Source organism: Streptomyces sp. NPDC014727 (genome assembly GCF_043083485.1).
Classification (GTDB): domain Bacteria; phylum Actinomycetota; class Actinomycetes; order Streptomycetales; family Streptomycetaceae; genus Streptomyces.
In genome coordinates, this window is sequence record NZ_JBIBYR010000019.1 from 1 (window position 1) to 18,136 (window position 18,136).

The following is an 18,136-nucleotide window of genomic DNA, read 5'->3' on the forward strand; positions in this document are numbered from 1 at the left end:
GCCCCCCCCCTTCCACCCGGCCCCCCCCCCCCCCCGGTTTCGGGGGTGGGGGGGGGGGGGGGGGGCCTTTTTGGGGGGGGGGCCCCCGGCCCCCCCCCCCCCGGGGGGGGCGGGGGGGCCCCGCGCTCGTGTCAGTGATTCCGCGTACGGGTCAGAGGGTGCCGCTGTCGGCGATGGTGATCTTCGCCGAGGGCCGGCCGCTCTGCGAGCCGAGGGCCTCGATCTTCTTGACCAGGTCCATGCTCTCCTGGTTGTCGACCTCACCGAACACCACGTGCTTGCCGTCCAGCCACGACGTCACGATGGTCGTGATGAAGAACTGGGAGCCGTTGGAGTTGGGGCCGCTGTTGGCCATGGACAGCAGGCCCGGCTTGGTGTGCGCGAGCTTGAAGTTCTCGTCCGCGAACTTCGCCCCGTAGATGCTCTGGCCGCCGGTGCCGTCGCCCCGGGTGAAGTCGCCGCCCTGCAGCATGAAGTCGGGGATGATGCGGTGGAAGGACGACCCCTTGTAGCCGAAGCCCTTCTCGCCGGTCGCCAGCGCGCGGAAGTTCTCCGCGGTCTTGGGAACGACGTCGTCGAACAGCTTGAACGTGATCCGCCCGGCGGGCTCGTCATTGATGGTGATATCGAAGTAAACCTTGCTCGTCATGCAACCATCCTGACATCGACGCGCTCGGAGCCGACGGGCGGGCACGGTATCGGCACGGTGACCCGGCGTCTTTGCATAAAAGTTCGGTGATGCGTATAGTCATGCCATCGACGAGGAGGATTTCGATGGTGGTACGTGCAGCGGTGGCAGGGGCGAGCGGATACGCCGGTGGGGAGCTGCTCCGTCTCCTGCTGGTCCACCCGGAGGTCGAGATCGGGTCCCTCACCGCCAACTCCAACGCGGGACAGAAGCTCGGTGCGCTGCAGCCGCACCTGCGGCCGCTCGCCGACCGGGTGCTTCAGCCGACCACGCCCGAGGTCCTCGCCGGGCACGACGTCGTCTTCCTCGCTCTTCCGCACGGGCAGTCCGCCGCCGTCGCCGAGCAGCTCGGCGACCAGGTGCTCGTCGTCGACATGGGGGCCGACTTCCGGCTCAAGGACGCCGCGGACTGGGAGAAGTTCTACGGTTCGCCGCACGCCGGGACCTGGCCCTACGGCCTGCCCGAGCTGCCGGGCGGGCGCTCGGCGCTGGCCGGGTCCAGGCGCATCGCGGTGCCCGGCTGCTATCCGACCGCCGTCTCGCTCGCGCTCTTCCCGGCCTACGCGGCCCAGCTGGCCGAGCCCGAGGCCGTGATCGTCGCCGCTTCGGGCACCTCGGGTGCGGGCAAGGCGGCCAAGCCGCATCTGCTCGGTTCCGAGGTGATGGGCAACATGACCCCGTACGGCGTCGGCGGGGCCCACCGGCACACCCCCGAGATGATCCAGAACCTCAGCGCCGCCGCCGGTGAACCGGTCACGGTCTCCTTCACTCCGACCCTGGCGCCGATGCCCCGCGGCATCCTCGCCACGTGCAGCGCGAAGGCGAAGCCGGGCGTGAGCGCCGAGTCCGTCCGTGACGCGTACGAGAAGGCGTTCGCCGACGAGCCGTTCGTCGACCTGCTCCCGGAGGGGCAGTGGCCCGCCACCGCCGCCGTCGTCGGTTCCAACGCCGTGCAGATCCAGGTCGCGCACGACGCGGCGGCAGGCCGGATCGTCGTCGTCAGCGCCATCGACAACCTCGCCAAGGGCACCGCCGGCGGCGCCCTGCAGAGCATGAACATCGCCCTCGGACTTCCCGAGGACACAGGTCTTTCCACGATCGGAGTCGCACCGTGAGTGTCACGGCAGCACAGGGGTTCTCGGCGGCGGGCATCGCCGCGGGAATCAAGGAGAGCGGTAACCCGGACCTCGCCCTCGTGGTCAACAACGGTCCGCGTCGCGCGGCTGCGGGCGTCTTCACCTCCAACCGCGTCAAGGCCGCCCCCGTCCTCTGGTCGGAGCAGGTCCTCAAGGGCGGCGAGGTCGGTGCCGTCGTCCTCAACTCCGGCGGCGCCAACGCCTGTACGGGCCCCCAGGGCTTCCAGGACACCCACGCCACCGCCGAGAAGGCCGCCGAGGTCCTCCCCGGTCACAGCGCGGGCGAGATCGCGGTCGCCTCGACCGGGCTGATCGGAACCCTGCTCCCGATGGACAAGCTGCTGCCCGGCATCGAGACCGCCGCCGCCGCGCTGAGCGAGTACGGCGGCGAGAAGGCCGCCATCGCGATCAAGACCACCGACACCGTCCACAAGACCGCCGTCGCGGGTGGCGAGGGCTGGACCGTCGGCGGCATGGCCAAGGGCGCGGGCATGCTCGCCCCGGGCCTCGCCACCATGCTCGTCGTCCTCACCACCGACGCCGACGTGGAGGCCCCGGCGCTGGATGCCGCGCTGCGCGCCGCCACCCGCACCACCTTCGACCGGGTCGACTCCGACGGCTGCATGTCGACCAACGACACCGTGCTGCTGCTGGCCTCCGGAGCGAGCGGGATCACCCCGGAGCAGGACGCGTTCGCCGAGGCCGTACGGACCGTCTGCGCCGACCTCGCGCGGCAGCTGATCGGTGACGCCGAGGGCGCCTCCAAGGACATCCGGATCGAGGTGATCAACGCCGCCACCGAGGACGACGCCGTCGAGGTGGGCCGGTCCATCGCCCGTAACAACCTGCTCAAGTGCGCCATCCACGGCGAGGACCCCAACTGGGGCCGGGTCCTGTCCGCGATCGGTACGACGAAGGCCGCCTTCGAACCGGACCAGCTGAACGTCGCCATCAACGGCGTGTGGGTCTGCAAGAACGGCGGCGTCGGCGAGGACCGCGACCTGGTCGACATGCGCTACCGGGAAGTCACGATCACCGCCGACCTCGCCGCGGGCGCCGAGTCGGCCGTCATCTGGGCCAACGACCTCACCGCGGACTACGTCCACGAGAACAGCGCGTACAGCTCATGACCGCGGCGCGGAAGCACACCGCACTCCCGAAGGCGCAGATCCTGATCGAGGCGCTGCCCTGGCTGACCCGGCACAACGGCAAGACCGTGGTCATCAAGTTCGGTGGCAACGCCATGATCGACGAGGAGCTGAAGGCAGCGTTCGCCCAGGACGTCGTCTTCCTGCGACAGGCCGGACTCAAGCCGGTCGTCGTGCACGGCGGCGGCCCGCAGATCAGTGCCCAGCTCGACAAGCAGGGCCTGGTCAGCGAGTTCAAGGCCGGTCTGCGCGTCACCACGCCCGAGGCGATGGACGTCGTACGGATGGTGCTGGCCGGACAGGTCCAGCGCGAGCTCGTCGGCCTGCTCAACCAGCACGGCCCGCTCGCCGTCGGCCTGACCGGCGAGGACGCCCACACGATCACCGCCACCCGGCACCGGCCGACCATCGACGGCGAACTCGTGGACATCGGTCGGGTGGGCGAGATCACCGCCATCGACACCGGAGCCGTCCAGGCACTGCTGGACGACGGCCGGATCCCGGTCGTCTCCTCCATCGCACGCTCCGCCGACGACAACCACGTCTACAACGTCAACGCCGACACCGCGGCCGCGGCGCTCGCCGCCGCGCTCGGCGCCGAGACGCTGATGGTCCTCACCGACGTGGAGGGTCTCTACGAGGACTGGCCCAACAGCGACGACGTGATCAGCCGCCTCACCGCCGGCGAGCTGGAGAAGCTGCTTCCCGAGCTGTCCAGCGGCATGGTCCCGAAGATGCAGGGCTGCCTGCACGCCGTGCGCAACGGCGTCGAGACCGCGCGGGTCATCGACGGCCGGGTCCAGCACTCGATCCTGCTGGAGATCTTCACCGACGAAGGAATCGGCACGATGGTCGTGCCCGACACACAGGGGGAGTCATGAGCAACCAGGAGCTCTCGCAGCGCTGGAGCCACGCGCTGATGGACAACTACGGCACCCCCCAGTTGTCCCTCGTCCGCGGCGAGGGGGCGCATGTGTGGGACGCCGACGGCACCGAGTACCTCGACTTCGTCGGCGGTATCGCGGTGAACGCGCTGGGCCATGCCCACCCCGCCGTCGTCGAGGCCGTCTCCACCCAGATCGCCTCCCTCGGCCATGTCTCCAACCTCTACATCGCGCCGCCGCCCGTCGCCCTCGCCGAACGGCTGCTCCAGCTCTTCGGCCGCGAGGGCCGGGTCTTCTTCGCCAACTCGGGCGCCGAGGCCAACGAGGCCGCCTTCAAGATCGGCCGGCTGACCGGACGGACCCACATGGTCGCCACCGACGGCGGCTTCCACGGCCGGACCGTGGGCGCGCTCGCCCTGACCGGCCAGCCCAAGAAGCGCGAGCCGTTCCTGCCGCTGCCCGGCGACGTCACGCATGTCCCGTACGGCGACGCCGAAGCGCTGCGGGCGGCCGTGACCACCGACACCGCGCTGGTGATCATCGAGCCCATCCAGGGCGAGAACGGCGTGGTCGTGCCCCCCGCGGGATACCTGGAGACCGCCCGGGAGATCACCCGGGCCACCGGCACCCTGCTCGTCCTCGACGAGGTGCAGACCGGGATCGGCCGCTGCGGCCACTGGTTCGAGCACCAGGCCCACCAGGGCGTGGAGCCCGACATCGTCACCCTCGCCAAGGGGCTCGGCGGCGGGTTGCCGCTCGGCGCGACCGTCGCGTTCGGCCCGGCGGCCGAGCTGCTGAAGCCGGGCCAGCACGGCACGACGTTCGGCGGCAACCCGATCGCCTGCGCCGCCGGACTCGCCGTCCTGGACACCCTGGCGGCCGATGGCGCCCTGGACCGGGTGAAGCGGCTAGGTGAGAAGATCCGGGACGCAGTGGAGGGGCTGGGGCACCCTCTGGTCTCCCACGTCAGAGGCTCCGGGCTGCTGCTGGGTATCGTGCTCACCGAGCCCCTCGCGCCTCAGGTGCAACAGGCGGCTCAGGGAGCCGGAATCCTGGTGAACACGCCCGCCCCCGATGTCCTGCGGCTCATGCCGCCGCTGATCATCGGTGACACCGAGGTGGACGCGTTCCTCCAGGCCCTGCCCGGCGCCCTCGACGCGGCAAAAGGGGACGGACGATCCGGAGAATGAGGCGACGACGATGACCGAGGCGCAGGAAACCGAGCACGGCGGGCCGTCCGTGCCGCAGACCCGCACCGCACGCCACCGCCGGATCGTGGACATCCTGAACCGGCAGCCGGTGCGCTCGCAGAGTCAGCTGGCCAAGCTACTGGCCGACGACGGGCTGAGCGTCACACAGGCGACGCTCTCCCGCGACCTGGACGAGCTGGGCGCGGTGAAGATCCGCAACACCGGCGGCGAGCTGATCTACGCGGTGCCGAGCGAGGGCGGTTTCCGTACCCCGCAGGCACCGCTGGGCGGATCCGCGAAGGAGGAGCGCATGCGGCGCCTCTCCGCCGAACTGCTCATCTCGGCGGAGGCCTCGGCCAACCTCGTGGTGCTGCGTACGCCTCCGGGCGCGGCCCAGTTCCTCGCCTCGGCCATCGACCAGGCCGAACTGCACGACATCCTCGGCACCATCGCGGGCGACGACACACTGATGCTGATCAGCCGTGACCCGGCGGGCGGACAGGCGCTCGCCGACCATCTGCTGCGACTGGCCCAGAACGAGCGCTGAGCCGGCCGGGCTGTTCGGCGCCGTCAGTAGCGGGTGATCGCGGTCGGGCCCGACCGGGTCCCGATCGCGATGTGCGGACGGCGGGCAGGGTCCACCCAGTCGAGGATCCGGTCCATCGCGGCCGCCGGTACGGAGACGCAACCGGCGGTCGCACCACGCCCGTTGACGTGGAGGAAGATCCCGGCGCCGCGCCCGCGCACCGGGCGCTCGTAGTTGAAGCCGATGACGAGCGCGCGGGCGTACTGCGTCGGATAGGCGATCAGATGCTCCGCCTCGGCCGCCCGGCAATCGGCGGGACGGGGCTCCACCCAGCGGTTGTAGGACCGCGACGCGTTGTCCTCGCACCACCAGGACCGGTTGTCGACCCGGCGGTACGGGTGGACGGTGCCGGGCCGTGCGGCCTCGACCCCGAAGGCGTACGGCAGGTCGTACAGGCCGGTGGGCGTGGTGTCGGTGTCCTGCTTGCGCGATGCCCCCTCGGCGAGGCCCTTCGCGCCGAACCGTGCCGGTGCCGACCCGCCTTCGACCCAGGTTCCCCGGCGCAGATTCCACCAGGTGACGCTGCCCGTGGTGGAGCCGGCGGCCGCGGCCTGTGCCGTGATCAACTGGGTGCCGCCGCCGGTGTCGGCGAGCCGTGACGGAAGTGTCGGCGCCGCGGCGGGCCGGGCCGCGACCGAGCCCGCGAGCGCGAGAAGTACCGAACCCGCCACCAGAAGTCTGCGCATGCACCGGACGCTAGACCTTCCGGCGGGACGTCACCCCCGGACCTGCGCCGTACGGCTCAATCCCCTGTACCGCGCGGCATGACCGGCAGCGGGAGCGGCAGACCGGGCAGCCCGTCGATACTCGTCGCGACGTGATCCTTCTTCTCGAAGTAGGCACTGAGCGACGCGTCGTCCTCGCGGGCGAAGCGCTGGGCGTGCAGTGGCCGGTCCTCGTCGTAGGACATGAAGGGCACGGCGAACCCGCAGGTGTCCCGGATCAGCTCGGCCCGGACCACGATGACGGCGCGCAGTCCGTGCGGGCCGGGGTCCACCCCGGGGAAGTGGGTGAGCAGCGGGCCGAAGCGGGGATCGTCACGGAAGACGGGCTCGCCGCGGCCGTGCACCCGCACGATGTTGGGCGGCCCCTGGAAGGCGCACCACATCAGCGTGATGCGGCCGTTCTCGCGGAGGTGGGCGACGGTCTCGGCATTGCTGCCCGCGAAGTCCAGATAGGCCACGGTCAGCTCGTCGATCACGGCGAAGGAGCCGCTGACTCCCTTGGGGGAGAGGTTGACCGTGCCCTCTGCGTCCAGGGGTGCGGTCGCCGCGAAGAAGATGTGCTGTTCTTCGATGAAGGTCCTGATCCGCCCGTCGATGCGCTCGTACGTTTTTCCCATGGCGGTCATTATCGCCGCCAACTCCGTTGGCGGCTGGTCCGTTTCGGCTGATGGAACGCCGGCGGGGGCTTGTCGCCGTGGTGGCCGCCGAGAAGCCGCGTGTACCGCTCGCGGCAGCCCCTCACCGCTTCGGCCGGTGCGCGCCGGTGCTGACCACCCGTGCTTTGACAAAAAATACGGAGCACTGCATAGTTATGCCTAACAGCGATTGCCACCGTGAGGAGGAACCCGTGACTGAGCGTGTCGTACTCGCCTACTCGGGCGGCCTGGACACCTCCGTCGCCATCGGCTGGATCGCCGAGGAGACGGGTGCCGAAGTCATCGCCGTCGCCGTGGACGTCGGCCAGGGCGGCGAGGACCTGGAAGTCATCCGCGAGCGCGCGCTCGCCTGCGGTGCCGTCGAGGCCGAGGTCGCGGACGCCAAGGACGAGTTCGCCGAGGAGTACTGCCTCCCCGCGATCAAGGCCAATGCCCTCTACATGGACCGCTACCCGCTGGTCTCCGCCCTCTCCCGGCCGGCCATCGTCAAGCACCTCGTCGCCGCCGCCGGCAAGCACCACGCCGGCACCGTCGCCCACGGCTGCACCGGCAAGGGCAACGACCAGGTCCGCTTCGAGGCCGGCATCTCCGCGCTCGGCCCCGGCCTGAAGTGCATCGCCCCGGTCCGCGACTACGCGATGACCCGGGACAAGGCGATCGCCTTCTGCGAGGAGAAGAACCTCCCGATCGCGACCACCAAGAAGTCCCCGTACTCCATCGACCAGAACGTTTTCGGGCGCGCCGTCGAGACGGGCTTCCTGGAGGACATCTGGAACGCGCCGATCGAGGACATCTACGAGTACACCGAGAACCCCGCCACCCCGCGCGAGGCCGACGAGGTCGTCATCTCCTTCAAGGAGGGCGTGCCCGTGGCCCTCGACGGCGAGCCCGTCACCGTTCTCCAGGCGATCCAGCAGCTCAACCGGCGGGCCGGCGCCCAGGGCATCGGCCGGATCGACATGGTCGAGGACCGGCTCGTCGGCATCAAGTCCCGCGAGGTGTACGAGGCCCCGGGCGCGATCGCGCTGATCACCGCCCACCAGGAGCTGGAGAACGTCACCGTCGAGCGCGAGCTGGCCCGCTACAAGCGACAGGTCGAACAGCGCTGGGGCGAGCTGGTCTACGACGGCCTGTGGTTCTCGCCGCTCAAGCGTGCCCTGGACGGTTTCATCGACGAGGCCGATCGGCACGTCACCGGTGACATCCGCATGACCCTGCACGCGGGCCGCGCCGTCGTCACCGGCCGGAGGTCCGAGCAGTCGCTCTACGACTTCAACCTCGCCACCTACGACTCGGGCGACACGTTCGACCAGTCCAAGGCACAGGGCTTCATCGAGATTTTCGGCCTCTCGTCGAGGATCGCCGCGAAGCGTGACCTGTCCTGACCTCCATCCGTTACGTCACCGCCTCTCCGGCCCTCCGGGCGGGGAGGCGGTCGCACATCCACCCCTTTGTTCTCCCGAGGAGCACGCAGTGAGCAACGGCAACGGCAACAGCGACGTACGCCTCTGGGGCGCCCGCTTCGCCGACGGTCCGGCCGAGGCGCTGGCCAGGCTTTCCGCCTCCGTCCACTTCGACTGGCGGCTCGCGCCGTACGACATCGCCGGCTCCCGCGCCCACGCGCGCGTCCTGCACAAAGCGGGCCTGCTCACCGAGGACGAGCTGAACCGGATGACCGCCGGTCTCGACCAGCTCGAAGCCGATGTCGCCGACGGCTCGTTCACCGGCACCGTCGCCGACGAGGACGTGCACACCGCGCTGGAGCGCGGCCTGCTGGAGCGTCTGGGCCCGGACCTCGGCGGCAAGCTGCGGGCCGGCCGGTCCCGCAACGACCAGATCGCCACCCTCTTCCGGATGTACCTGCGCGACCACGCCCGCGTCATCGGCGGCCTGATCGCCGAGCTCCAGGGCGCCCTGGTCGGCCTCGCCGAGACGCATCCGGACGTCGCGATGCCCGGCCGCACACATCTGCAGCACGCCCAGCCGGTGCTCTTCGCCCACCACGTCCTGGCCCATGCCCAGTCCCTCTCCCGCGACGCCGAGCGGCTGCGCCAGTGGGACGAGCGGACCGCCGTCTCCCCGTACGGCTCCGGTGCGCTGGCCGGATCGTCCCTCGGGCTGGACCCGCAGGCGGTCGCTGCCGATCTCGGCTTCGAGCGCGGCTCCGTCGGCAACTCGATCGACGGCACCGCCTCCCGTGACTTCGTCGCCGAGTTCGCCTTCATCACCGCGATGATCGGGGTGAACCTCTCCCGGATCGCGGAGGAGGTCATCATCTGGAACACGAAGGAGTTCTCCTTCGTCACCCTGCACGACGCCTTCTCGACCGGTTCCTCGATCATGCCGCAGAAGAAGAACCCGGACATCGCCGAACTGGCCCGCGGCAAGTCCGGCCGGCTGATCGGCAATCTGACCGGCCTGATGGCCACGCTGAAGGCCCTCCCGCTCGCGTACAACCGCGACCTCCAGGAGGACAAGGAACCGGTCTTCGACTCCTGCGACCAGCTCGAAGTCCTGCTGCCCGCCTTCACCGGAATGATGGCCACGCTCACCGTCAATCGCGAGCGCATGGAGGAGCTGGCCCCGGCCGGCTTCTCGCTCGCCACCGACGTCGCCGAGTGGCTGGTCAAGCAGGGCGTGCCGTTCCGTGTCGCGCACGAGGTCGCGGGCGCGTGCGTCAAGGAGTGCGAGCAGCAGGGCATCGAGCTCGACGAGCTGACCGACGAGCAGTTCGCGAAGATCTCCGAGCACCTCACCCCCGAGGTCCGCTCGGTGCTCAATGTGGCCGGTGCTCTCGCGTCCCGCAGCGGCCGCGGCGGGACGGCCCCGTCGGCCGTCGCCGTCCAGCTCGCCGAGGTGAAGGCCGACCTCGCCGTCCAGCAGGCGTGGGCGACCGCGAAGAACTGACAGCGGCGAGGACGGGATCCGGGCGGGGAGCGGCGGTACGCTCCCCGCCTTCCGGTTTCCCCGAGCCGGGTTACGTTGGCGGGGCAGCGCATCCGACCCACGAGGAGCCCACGATGCCTTTCGCCAGGCTGGCCACAGCGACGACTCCGACCGCCCATATCGGGCTCGGCCTGGCGGCGGTCGGCAGGCCCGGCTACATCAACCTCCACCGTGACCGCGATCTGCCCGCGGACCGCAGTGTCGAAGCGCTGCGCGAGCGCACCCACGAGCTGTTGGACGCCGCCTACGCGCAGGGTGTCCGTTACTTCGACGTGGCCCGTTCCTACGGCCGTTCGGAGGAATTCCTGGCCGACTGGCTGACGGCGCGTCCGGAGGTGGACGACGTCGTCATCGGCAGCAAATGGGGCTACACCTACACCGCCGACTGGAGCGTCGAGGCCGAGGCGCACGAGGTCAAGGACCACGGCCTCGCCACGTTTCTGCGTCAGCGCGACGAGACCGACGCGCTGCTCGGCGACCGCCTCGACCTCTACCAGATCCACTCGGTCACCACCGACAGCCCGGCCCTCACCGACAAGGAACTGCACGCGCGGCTCGCCGGACTCGCCGCGGAGGGGGTCAGCGTGGGCCTGTCCACCAGCGGACCCGCCCAGGCCGAAGCCATCCGGGCAGCCCTCGCCGTCACGGTCGACGGGGAGCCGCTCTTCCGTACGGTGCAGGCCACCTACAACGCCCTGGAGACCTCGGCCGGCGCCGCGCTCGCCGAGGCCCATGACGCCGGGCTCACCGTGATCGTGAAGGAAGCCATGGCCAACGGCCGGCTCGCCGGAACGGATGCCCCGGCCGTGGTCCGGGAGACCGCGACCGAGGCCGGCGTCGGCAGCGACGCGGTCGCGCTGGCGTTCGTGCTGCACCAGCCGTGGGCCGGTGTGGTGCTCTCCGGCGCGGCGACCGTCGAGCAGCTCGCCGGCAACCTGCACGCGGCCGTCGTCGACCTCGACGAGGAGCGGCGCGCCCGGCTCGACGCGCTGGTGGAGGAGCCGGAGGCGTACTGGCGGCACCGCGCCGCGCTGCCCTGGAGCTGAGCGGGCCCGCCGGGACCCGCGGCCGGTGCGCCGCGCCGACGGCGGCGAAGAGGCGCCGAACCTCTGTCACATCGATGCCGTCCTGTTCGTCATCGCAGGGACGGCACACTACGGAGGAATGTGACTGTGGACGGACACGAGATCCTGGCCCGACGCTTCGAGGAGAACCGGACGAAGCTGAAGGCCGTGGCCAATCGGATGCTGGGCTCGGCGAGTGAGGCGGAGGACGCCGTCCAGGAGGCCTGGCTCCGGCTCAGCCGTTCCGACGACCGGGCGATCGAGAACCTGGGCGGCTGGCTGACGACGGTCGTCGGGCGGGTGTGTCTGGACATGCTCCGCTCGCGCCGCTCCCGGCGTGAGGAGCCCCTCGACACGGGGGTCTCCGAGACCCACGTCCCGGACCCGGCCCTCGGCGCCGGGCCGGAGGCCGACCCCGAGCAGCAGGCGCTGATGGCCGATTCGGTCGGTCTCGCGCTGCTGGTGGTGCTCGAAACGCTGGACCCCGCCGAGCGGCTCGCCTTCGTCCTGCACGACATGTTCGCCGTGCCCTTCGACGAGATCGCCCGCATCGTGGACCGCACCCCGGCCGCGGCGCGGCAGCTCGCCAGCCGGGCCCGCCGCAGGGTGCAGGGAGCGGACCCGGATCAGGATCCCGATCTCGCCCGCAAGCGCGAGGTCGTCGACGCCTTCCTGGCCGCCGCCCGCGGCGGCGACTTCGAGGCGCTCGTCGCCGTGCTCGACCCGGACGTGGTGCTGCGTTCCGACATCGGCGCCGGTGGCGTCGGTGCGTCGGCCCTGGTGCGGGGTGCCGAGGCAGTGGCCCGTCAGGCGATCATGTTCGCGCCGTTCGCGCGGTCGTCGCAGCCGGCCCTGGTCGACGGAGCACCGGCCGTCATCTCGACGCGGGAGGACCGGCGGTTCTCGGTCATGGTCTTCACGATCGCGCGGGGGAAGGTCGTCGAGATGTCCGCGATCAACGACCCGGCCCACCTTCCCGGCCTCGATCTCGTCGTCCTCGACGACTGACCCGGGGCGGGGCGGGCTCAGCGCCCGTCGCCGCCCAGGCGACCGTCCGCCCACGCGGCGAGCGCCTCGAAATCGGCCGGCAGCAGTCCGATCCGCGGATCGATCCACAGCAGCAGCGACTCGGCCGCGCCCTGCCCCGAGACCCACTGCCGGTCCTGCTCGGCGATCTCGTCGTCGACCCAGGCGAACGGCCGGCCGGCCGCGTACTCCACGACGTACTGCGTCTTCCAGCACGTGCCGTCCGGCGCGCTGCCGTGCATCGACGGCCAGTCGATGTACGGCAGCGGGGGCAGGCCGAGATGCGGCCCGATCCACTCATTGGCCTCGTCCTTCCAGGTCGTCGCCCAGACCAGTTCGAAACGGTCGGCGAGGGCCAACAGAGCCCGCCCGTGGTCCGGGTTGAGCAGGACGGGCAGCGGCGGTCCGTAATCCCATCCCGTCGGCCGCATCAGATGCCGCGCATAACCGTCCGGGATCCGGCGGCGCACGAATGCCGCGTACGGGTTGAGCGGGCCGTCGATGTCGATCAGCAGCAGCGGCTTCATGACGACATGGTCCTCCCTCCCTTCCGCGGGAGGCGATGGCTTTTCGGTGAGACATTCATGTCTCATATGGTTTATGGTTGTCTCATGAGTCTCGACCGTGAGCAGGTGCTGCGCAGCGCCGCCGCCCTGCTGACCCGCAAATCGACCGCCACCATGGACGAGGTCGCCAGAGCCGCAGGCATCGGGCGCGCCACCCTGCACCGGCACTTCGCCGGTCGGGATGCCCTGGTCAAGGCGTTGGAGGACCTGGGCATCCAGGAGTTCGAAGCGGCTCTGGACGCCGCCGCGCTCGATGAGGGCAGCTGCGAGGAGGCCCTGCGCCGACTGGTCGCGGCCATCGAGCCGAGCGCCGGGCTCTTCTCCTTCCTCGTCACCGAGAACCAGCTCTTCGAGGGCGACGAGGTGAACGAGGGCTGGGACCGCCTCGATGCCCGGGTCGCCGCCTTCTTCCGGCGGGGCCAGGAACGCGGCGAGCTCCGCATCGACCTCACCCCCGCGTGGCTGACCGAGGCCCTCTACGGGCTCGTCTCCACCGGAGCCTGGGCCGTCCAGGCGGGCCGGGTGGCCGGGCAGGACTTCCAGTACATGATCGTCGAGTTGCTGCTCGGCGGCGCACGCCGGAGCGCAGAGCAATGAGCCGTCTCGAGCAGCACGCGGAAACCATCCATGAGCTGCGTCGTCCCGGGCGGTGGATCGCGCTGGCCGTGCTCGTCCTCGCGGTGCTGCTCGTGGCCGTGGATGCCACGGTCCTCGGTCTCGCCACCCCCTTCCTCACCGAGGACCTCAAGCCGTCCGGCACGCAGCTGCTCTGGATCGGCGACGTCTACTCCTTCGTGATCGCCGGGCTCCTGGTCTCCATGGGCAGCCTCGGCGACCGCATCGGCCGCAAGAAACTGCTGCTGACCGGTGCCATGGCCTTCGGTGCGGTCTCCGTGCTCAACGCGTACGCGAGCAGCCCCGAGATGATGATCCTGGCGCGGGCGCTGCTCGGTGTCGCGGGTGCCACCCTGATGCCGTCCACGCTCGCCCTGATCCGCAACCTCTTCCAGGATCCGCGCGAGCGCAGCCTCGCCATCGGCATCTGGGGAGCCATGGCCTCCGCGGGCGCGGCCGTCGGCCCCGTCGTCGGCGGCTTCCTCCTGGAGCACTTCTGGTGGGGCTCGGTCTTCCTGATCAACCTGCCGGTCATGGCCGTGCTGGTGGTCGTCGGCGTCAAGATGATCCCCGAGTCGAAGAATCCGGCACCGGGCCCCTGGGACCTGGTCAGTGTGGCGCTCTCCTTCATCGGCATGATCGGTGTCGTGTACGCGGTCAAGGAGCTGGCCGCACACGGTACGAGCTGGGGGGTCGCCGGCGCGGGCCTCGGCGGCCTGGCCGCGCTCTGCTGGTTCGTACGCAGACAACTCACGCTTCCCGCACCCCTGCTGGACATGCGGCTCTTCCACCACCGGGGCTTCTCGGGTGCGGTTCTCGCCGATCTGCTGACCATCCTCGGCCTGTCCGGGCTGGTCTTCTTCCTCTCCCAGTTCCTGCAGCTGGTACAGGGACGAGGACCGCTGGAGGCCGGGCTCGCCGAACTGCCCGCGGCCGTCGGCGCGGTCACCGCGGGTCTGATCGCAGGCGTGGCGGCCCGCCGCTACTCGGTGCGGTCGGTGGTCTCCGGCGGGCTCGGGGCGATCGGCCTGGCGCTCGCCGCGGTCACCCTGTTCCAGCGGGAGACCGCCTATCCGCTGATCGGCGTGGTGCTGCTGATCGTCGGAGTCGGCGCGGGCTTCGCCTTCACCGTCACCTCCGACGTGATCCTCTCCAGCGTTCCGAAGGAGCAGGCGGGTTCCGCGGGCGCGGTCTCCGAGACGGCGTACGAACTCGGCGCGGCCCTCGGCATCGCCCTGCTCGGCTCCATCGTCACCGGCGTCTACCAGGACTTCGCCACTCCGCAGGGCGTCCCCTCCGCCAAGGCCTCGGCGGCCCATGAATCGCTGGGCGGCGCCGTCGAGGCGGCCCACGGCCTTCCGGCGCAGCAGGCGGGCGCGCTGATCTCCGCGGCGCAGGAGTCGTTCGTCGAGGGGTTGCGACTCGCCGCCGGGGTCGGTGCGGCGGTCCTGCTGGCAACGGCCGTCGCGGCCTGGTTCCTGTTGCGCGGTCAGAAGCTGGAGGACGGCATCGTCCACCAGTAGCCCTGGACCGTACGAGCACCGGGGGCATGCGAACGGGCCCGTACCACCGATCGGTGGTACGGGCCCGTCCGCATGCCCTGCTCGCGCGTCAGCTCACGCGGCCTTGGCCTTCGTCGCATACATGTCGACGTACTCCTGACCCGACAGCCGCATCACCTCGGCCATCACGGAGTCGGTCACCGCCCGCAGCACATAGCGGTCGCGGTCCATGCCCTCGTAGCGGGAGAACTCCATCGGCTCACCGAAACGCACCGTCACCTTGCCGGGACGGGGCAGACCGGCACCACCGGGCTGCAGCTTGTCCGTGCCGATCATCGCGAACGGCACCACCGGTGCACCCGTCATCAGCGTCAGCCGGGCGATCCCCGTGCGGCCCCGGTAGAGCCGGCCGTCGGGGGAGCGGGTGCCCTCCGGGTAGATGGCGAACGCCTTGCCCTCTTCCAGCACCCGACGGCCCGTCATCAGCGCCGCGACACCGCCGCGACCGCCGTCCCGGTCCACGGGGATCATGCCGCAGCCCGTGAAGAACCAGGCCATCGCCCGGCCCTTGAGCCCCTTGCCCGTCACGTACTCGTCCTTGCCGATGTAGTAGACCGGCCGGTCGCAGCAGATGGGCATGATCATCGAGTCGATGAACGTCAGATGGTTGCCCGCGAGGATCACCGGACCGTCTCCGGGGATGTTCTCCACGCCCTCCACCTGGGGACGGAACATCAGGCGCAAGATCGGTCCGAGCACTGCCTTGATGAGTGCGTGTCGGGACAACGGTTCCTCCGGTGTAGTGGCCGGGCCGGCCGGGCGCGGGATCATGACGGTCCATGCAGGTGAGGACGATACTCGCGGGTTCTCGCTGTTCGCACATCGGGTTCATCGATCGGATACGCAGTGTTGACGTGTGTTTCCGCCAAGTTCGTCCAGGAGCTGCTCCTACGACGGTACGACTCCCTACGCTCGGGCCTCGCCCGACAGGTGCGAGACATCACACGTGAGGAGCATTCATGACTGAGCGCGCGCAGGCAGGCCCCGGCCGCAGAACCCTGCTGGGGGCGGGGGCCGCCGTACTGGGCTCCGCCGCCCTCGGACTGGCCGGCGGCCCGGCCGACGCCGCGGACGGCACCGTCCGGAGCCCCTCCGAACGGCCGGGCGGACACGGCTTCCGCCTCGACCTGCCGGTGCCCACCGTCATCGGACACCGCGGCACCAGCGGTTACCGGCCCGAGCACACCCTCGGCTCCTACCAGCTGGCCCTCGACATGGGCGCGCACATCGTCGAGCAGGACCTGGTGCCCACCAAGGACGGCCATCTCGTCTGCCGTCACGAGAACGACATCACAGCCACCACCGATGTCTCCGCCCACCCCGAGTTCGCCGGCCGCAGGACCACGAAGAAGGTCGACGGCGTCTCCCTCACCGGCTGGTTCACCGAGGACTTCACCCTCGCCGAACTGAAGACGCTGCGGGCCACGGAGCGCATCCCCGGCACCCGTCAGAAGAACACGCTCTACGACGGCCGCTGGGAGGTCCCCACCTTCGAGGAGGTGCTGCGCTGGGCCGACCGCGAGGGCCGCAGGCGCGGGAAGCCGGTCTGGCTGTACGTCGAGACCAAGCACCCCACCTACTTCCGGGGACTCGGCCTCGGGCTCGAAGAGCCCCTCGCCAAGCTGCTGCGCCGTTACAACCGCCACCGCAAGCAGTCGCCGCTCATCCTTCAGTCCTTCGAGCCCAGCAGCATCCAGCGGCTGGCCGGACTCGTCGCCACGCCGCGCGTCGTACTGCTGTCCGGCGCGGGGGAGCGCCCCTGGGACTTCGTGACGTCCGGCGATCCGCGCACCGTCGCCGACCTGGTGAAGCCCGAGGGCCTGAAGTGGATGGCGTCCTTCGCGCAGGGGATCGGGCCCACCCTGGACCTGATCATTCCCAAGGACGCCTCGGGGCGGCTCACCTCGCCGACCACCCTGGTGAGGGACGCGCACGCGCAGGGCCTGGTGCTTCACCCGTACACCATGCGCAACGAGAACACCTTCCTGCCCGCCGACTTCCGGCGCGGCACGGACCCCACCGCGTACGGTGACGCCTTCGGTGCGTTCCGGACGTACTTCGCGACCGGGATTGACGGGATCTTCTCCGACAACCCGGACACCGCCCTTCTTGCCGCGGCGGACTTCGCCGCCCAGTGAGACCGGCGTCAGCACCCGGCCGGGGCGTGCCCCGGTCGGGTGGTGGCCGCCCCGGACGGCAACCGGCCGTCGGCGCGGGCGCGTCGGCCCGGGCATGACGCTTCTCGATCTCGCCCCCGCGGACACCGCCGCCTCCGCGACCATCGTCCGTACCCTGTATCCGCTGGTGAGCGCCGAGGCCACGGCCGAGGCGGCCGCCTCGGCGACGGGCCCGGCGATCGAACCCGCCGATCTCGAACAGGCCGTCTGGCTGCGCCTGCTGGAGCGGCTCGCCCGGGGCGGGCCGCCGGTGGACACGGCACGCTGGGTACGGAACGCCGTACGGGCGGAGGCCCGCCGGGCCCGCCGTACCGCCCGGCACGAACGCCCCTACCGTGACGAGACGTCCGCCGATCCGGCCGGCTGCCCCGAGCGGATCGCCGTCGGAGCCGACGAACGCCGGGCGCTGCGTGCCGCGGTGGACCGGCTGCCCGGACGGTGCGCCCGGCTGCTGTCGGCGATGCTCGCCCCCGGTGATCCCACGTACCGAGAAATCGCAGGGAAGTTGGGTATGTCACAGGGCAGCTTGGGCCCGATCCGTTCCCGATGCCTTGGATGTCTGCGCAGAATGCTCGCGGCGGAGGTTGTCGCTCCTGAACCACGGGGAAAGGAGCGTTAGACAACCGGTGGATCAGGTGGGTGGAGGCATGCGCAGATGGGCATGAGCGTGATCATCTCGGCGGCGACGGCACAGGACGCCGAAGAGGTCTTGAAACTTCAGTACCTCTGCTTCCAGAGCGAGGCCGAGCTGTACGGGAACTACCGCATCGACCCGCTGGTCCAGAGCCTCGATTCGCTGCGCGCCGAGATCGCCACGCACCTGGTGTTCGTGGCGCGACTGGGCGACGAAGTGGTCGGTTCGGTCCGTGGCTCCACCGATCAGGACGGCACCGGGCAGATCGGCAGGCTCTGCGTCCACCCGCGGCTCCAGGGGCACGGTCTCGGTGCCCGGTTGCTGAGGGCCGCCGAATCGGGGCTCGCCGACGAGCGGTCGGCCACCCGCTTCCGGCTGCAGACCGGGCATCGCAGCGAGAGCAATCTGCGGCTCTACCGGCGGGCGGGCTATGCCCAGGTGGGCAACGAGACCGGTCGGGACGGCGTCCGGATGATCCTGCTGGAGAAGGACGCGACGGCACCCGACTACGTGGCCAGCGCGTGAAACGGGCC

General features: G+C 70.6%; 19 protein-coding genes. 14 read left to right on the top strand and 5 right to left on the bottom strand.

All coding sequences use genetic code 11. From position 1 onward, the window contains the following. Positions 1-151: 151 nt before the first annotated feature. Complete coding sequence (locus tag ACF1B9_RS26235) at positions 152-649, bottom strand: peptidylprolyl isomerase (RefSeq protein WP_391740250.1); 498 nt, start codon at positions 647-649, stop codon at positions 152-154. Positions 650-774: 125 nt separating this feature from the next. On the opposite strand from ACF1B9_RS26235, the gene argC reads away from it, so the two are divergent. The 5 genes from argC to ACF1B9_RS26260 are packed head-to-tail and all read left to right on the top strand — an operon-like array spanning position 775 to position 5,593. Then, complete coding sequence (gene argC / locus ACF1B9_RS26240; RefSeq protein WP_391740249.1) at positions 775-1,803, top strand: N-acetyl-gamma-glutamyl-phosphate reductase; 1,029 nt, start codon at positions 775-777, stop codon at positions 1,801-1,803. After that, positions 1,800-2,954, top strand: a complete 1,155-nt coding sequence (argJ, locus tag ACF1B9_RS26245; RefSeq protein ID WP_391740248.1) for a bifunctional glutamate N-acetyltransferase/amino-acid acetyltransferase ArgJ — start codon at positions 1,800-1,802, stop codon at positions 2,952-2,954. The genes argC and argJ overlap by 4 nt, the downstream gene beginning before the upstream one ends. Next, positions 2,951-3,853, top strand: a complete 903-nt coding sequence (gene argB / locus ACF1B9_RS26250; RefSeq protein WP_391740247.1) for an acetylglutamate kinase — start codon at positions 2,951-2,953, stop codon at positions 3,851-3,853. Before argJ ends, argB begins: the two co-directional genes overlap by 4 nt. Next, complete coding sequence (locus ACF1B9_RS26255; protein ID WP_391740246.1) at positions 3,850-5,046, top strand: acetylornithine transaminase; 1,197 nt, start codon at positions 3,850-3,852, stop codon at positions 5,044-5,046. The genes argB and ACF1B9_RS26255 overlap by 4 nt, the downstream gene beginning before the upstream one ends. Before the next feature lie 10 nt (positions 5,047-5,056). Continuing rightward, entirely contained in the window at positions 5,057-5,593 is a 537-nt protein-coding gene (locus ACF1B9_RS26260) for an arginine repressor (protein ID WP_093541137.1), read from the top strand. Between the two features lie 23 nt (positions 5,594-5,616). Here ACF1B9_RS26260 and ACF1B9_RS26265 read toward each other — a convergent pair whose 3' ends face one another. Further along, entirely contained in the window at positions 5,617-6,318 is a 702-nt protein-coding gene (locus ACF1B9_RS26265) for a L,D-transpeptidase (protein WP_391740245.1), read from the bottom strand. 56 nt (positions 6,319-6,374) lie between these two features. Then, the gene (locus ACF1B9_RS26270) at positions 6,375-6,974 is read right to left on the bottom strand and encodes a pyridoxamine 5'-phosphate oxidase family protein (protein WP_391740244.1); all 600 of its coding nucleotides are present in this window, start codon (positions 6,972-6,974) and stop codon (positions 6,375-6,377) included. A 230-nt stretch (positions 6,975-7,204) separates the two neighbouring features. Here ACF1B9_RS26270 and ACF1B9_RS26275 point away from each other — a divergent pair, with 230 nt between their 5' ends. The 4 genes from ACF1B9_RS26275 (at position 7,205) to ACF1B9_RS26290 (ending at position 12,031) form a co-directional block, all read left to right on the top strand. Next, positions 7,205-8,398: an argininosuccinate synthase gene (locus tag ACF1B9_RS26275; RefSeq protein ID WP_391740243.1), complete on the top strand. Its 1,194-nt coding sequence runs from the start codon at positions 7,205-7,207 to the stop codon at positions 8,396-8,398. Between the two features lie 88 nt (positions 8,399-8,486). Continuing rightward, positions 8,487-9,920: an argininosuccinate lyase gene (gene argH, locus ACF1B9_RS26280; RefSeq protein ID WP_376285260.1), complete on the top strand. Its 1,434-nt coding sequence runs from the start codon at positions 8,487-8,489 to the stop codon at positions 9,918-9,920. A 113-nt stretch (positions 9,921-10,033) separates the two neighbouring features. Next, positions 10,034-11,005 carry an aldo/keto reductase gene (locus ACF1B9_RS26285; protein ID WP_391740242.1) on the top strand — a complete coding sequence of 324 codons (972 nt, stop codon included), beginning with the start codon at positions 10,034-10,036 and terminating at the stop codon, positions 11,003-11,005. A gap of 126 nt (positions 11,006-11,131) precedes the next feature. Next, positions 11,132-12,031 (top strand): sigma-70 family RNA polymerase sigma factor, encoded by a 900-nt coding sequence (locus ACF1B9_RS26290; protein ID WP_391740241.1) that lies wholly within the window; start codon positions 11,132-11,134, stop codon positions 12,029-12,031. A gap of 17 nt (positions 12,032-12,048) precedes the next feature. Here the strand turns inward: ACF1B9_RS26290 and ACF1B9_RS26295 are convergent, their stop codons facing one another. Further along, positions 12,049-12,576 (bottom strand): hypothetical protein, encoded by a 528-nt coding sequence (locus ACF1B9_RS26295; RefSeq protein WP_391740240.1) that lies wholly within the window; start codon positions 12,574-12,576, stop codon positions 12,049-12,051. Positions 12,577-12,660: 84 nt separating this feature from the next. On the opposite strand from ACF1B9_RS26295, the gene ACF1B9_RS26300 reads away from it, so the two are divergent. Next, entirely contained in the window at positions 12,661-13,212 is a 552-nt protein-coding gene (locus ACF1B9_RS26300; protein WP_391740239.1) for a TetR/AcrR family transcriptional regulator, read from the top strand. Then, the gene (locus ACF1B9_RS26305; RefSeq protein ID WP_391740238.1) at positions 13,209-14,753 is read left to right on the top strand and encodes an MFS transporter; all 1,545 of its coding nucleotides are present in this window, start codon (positions 13,209-13,211) and stop codon (positions 14,751-14,753) included. Before ACF1B9_RS26300 ends, ACF1B9_RS26305 begins: the two co-directional genes overlap by 4 nt. A gap of 93 nt (positions 14,754-14,846) precedes the next feature. Here ACF1B9_RS26305 and ACF1B9_RS26310 read toward each other — a convergent pair whose 3' ends face one another. After that, positions 14,847-15,518, bottom strand: coding sequence for a 1-acyl-sn-glycerol-3-phosphate acyltransferase (locus ACF1B9_RS26310; RefSeq protein ID WP_266917157.1), 672 nt, complete (start codon positions 15,516-15,518; stop codon positions 14,847-14,849). 233 nt (positions 15,519-15,751) lie between these two features. Here ACF1B9_RS26310 and ACF1B9_RS26315 point away from each other — a divergent pair, with 233 nt between their 5' ends. From ACF1B9_RS26315 to ACF1B9_RS26325, 3 genes are all read left to right on the top strand, one after another. Then, positions 15,752-16,930 (top strand): glycerophosphodiester phosphodiesterase, encoded by a 1,179-nt coding sequence (locus ACF1B9_RS26315; RefSeq protein ID WP_391740237.1) that lies wholly within the window; start codon positions 15,752-15,754, stop codon positions 16,928-16,930. Between the two features lie 94 nt (positions 16,931-17,024). After that, entirely contained in the window at positions 17,025-17,588 is a 564-nt protein-coding gene (locus tag ACF1B9_RS26320) for a sigma-70 family RNA polymerase sigma factor (RefSeq protein WP_391740236.1), read from the top strand. Between the two features lie 36 nt (positions 17,589-17,624). After that, the gene (locus ACF1B9_RS26325) at positions 17,625-18,128 is read left to right on the top strand and encodes a GNAT family N-acetyltransferase (protein WP_391740235.1); all 504 of its coding nucleotides are present in this window, start codon (positions 17,625-17,627) and stop codon (positions 18,126-18,128) included. Positions 18,129-18,136: the final 8 nt, after the last annotated feature.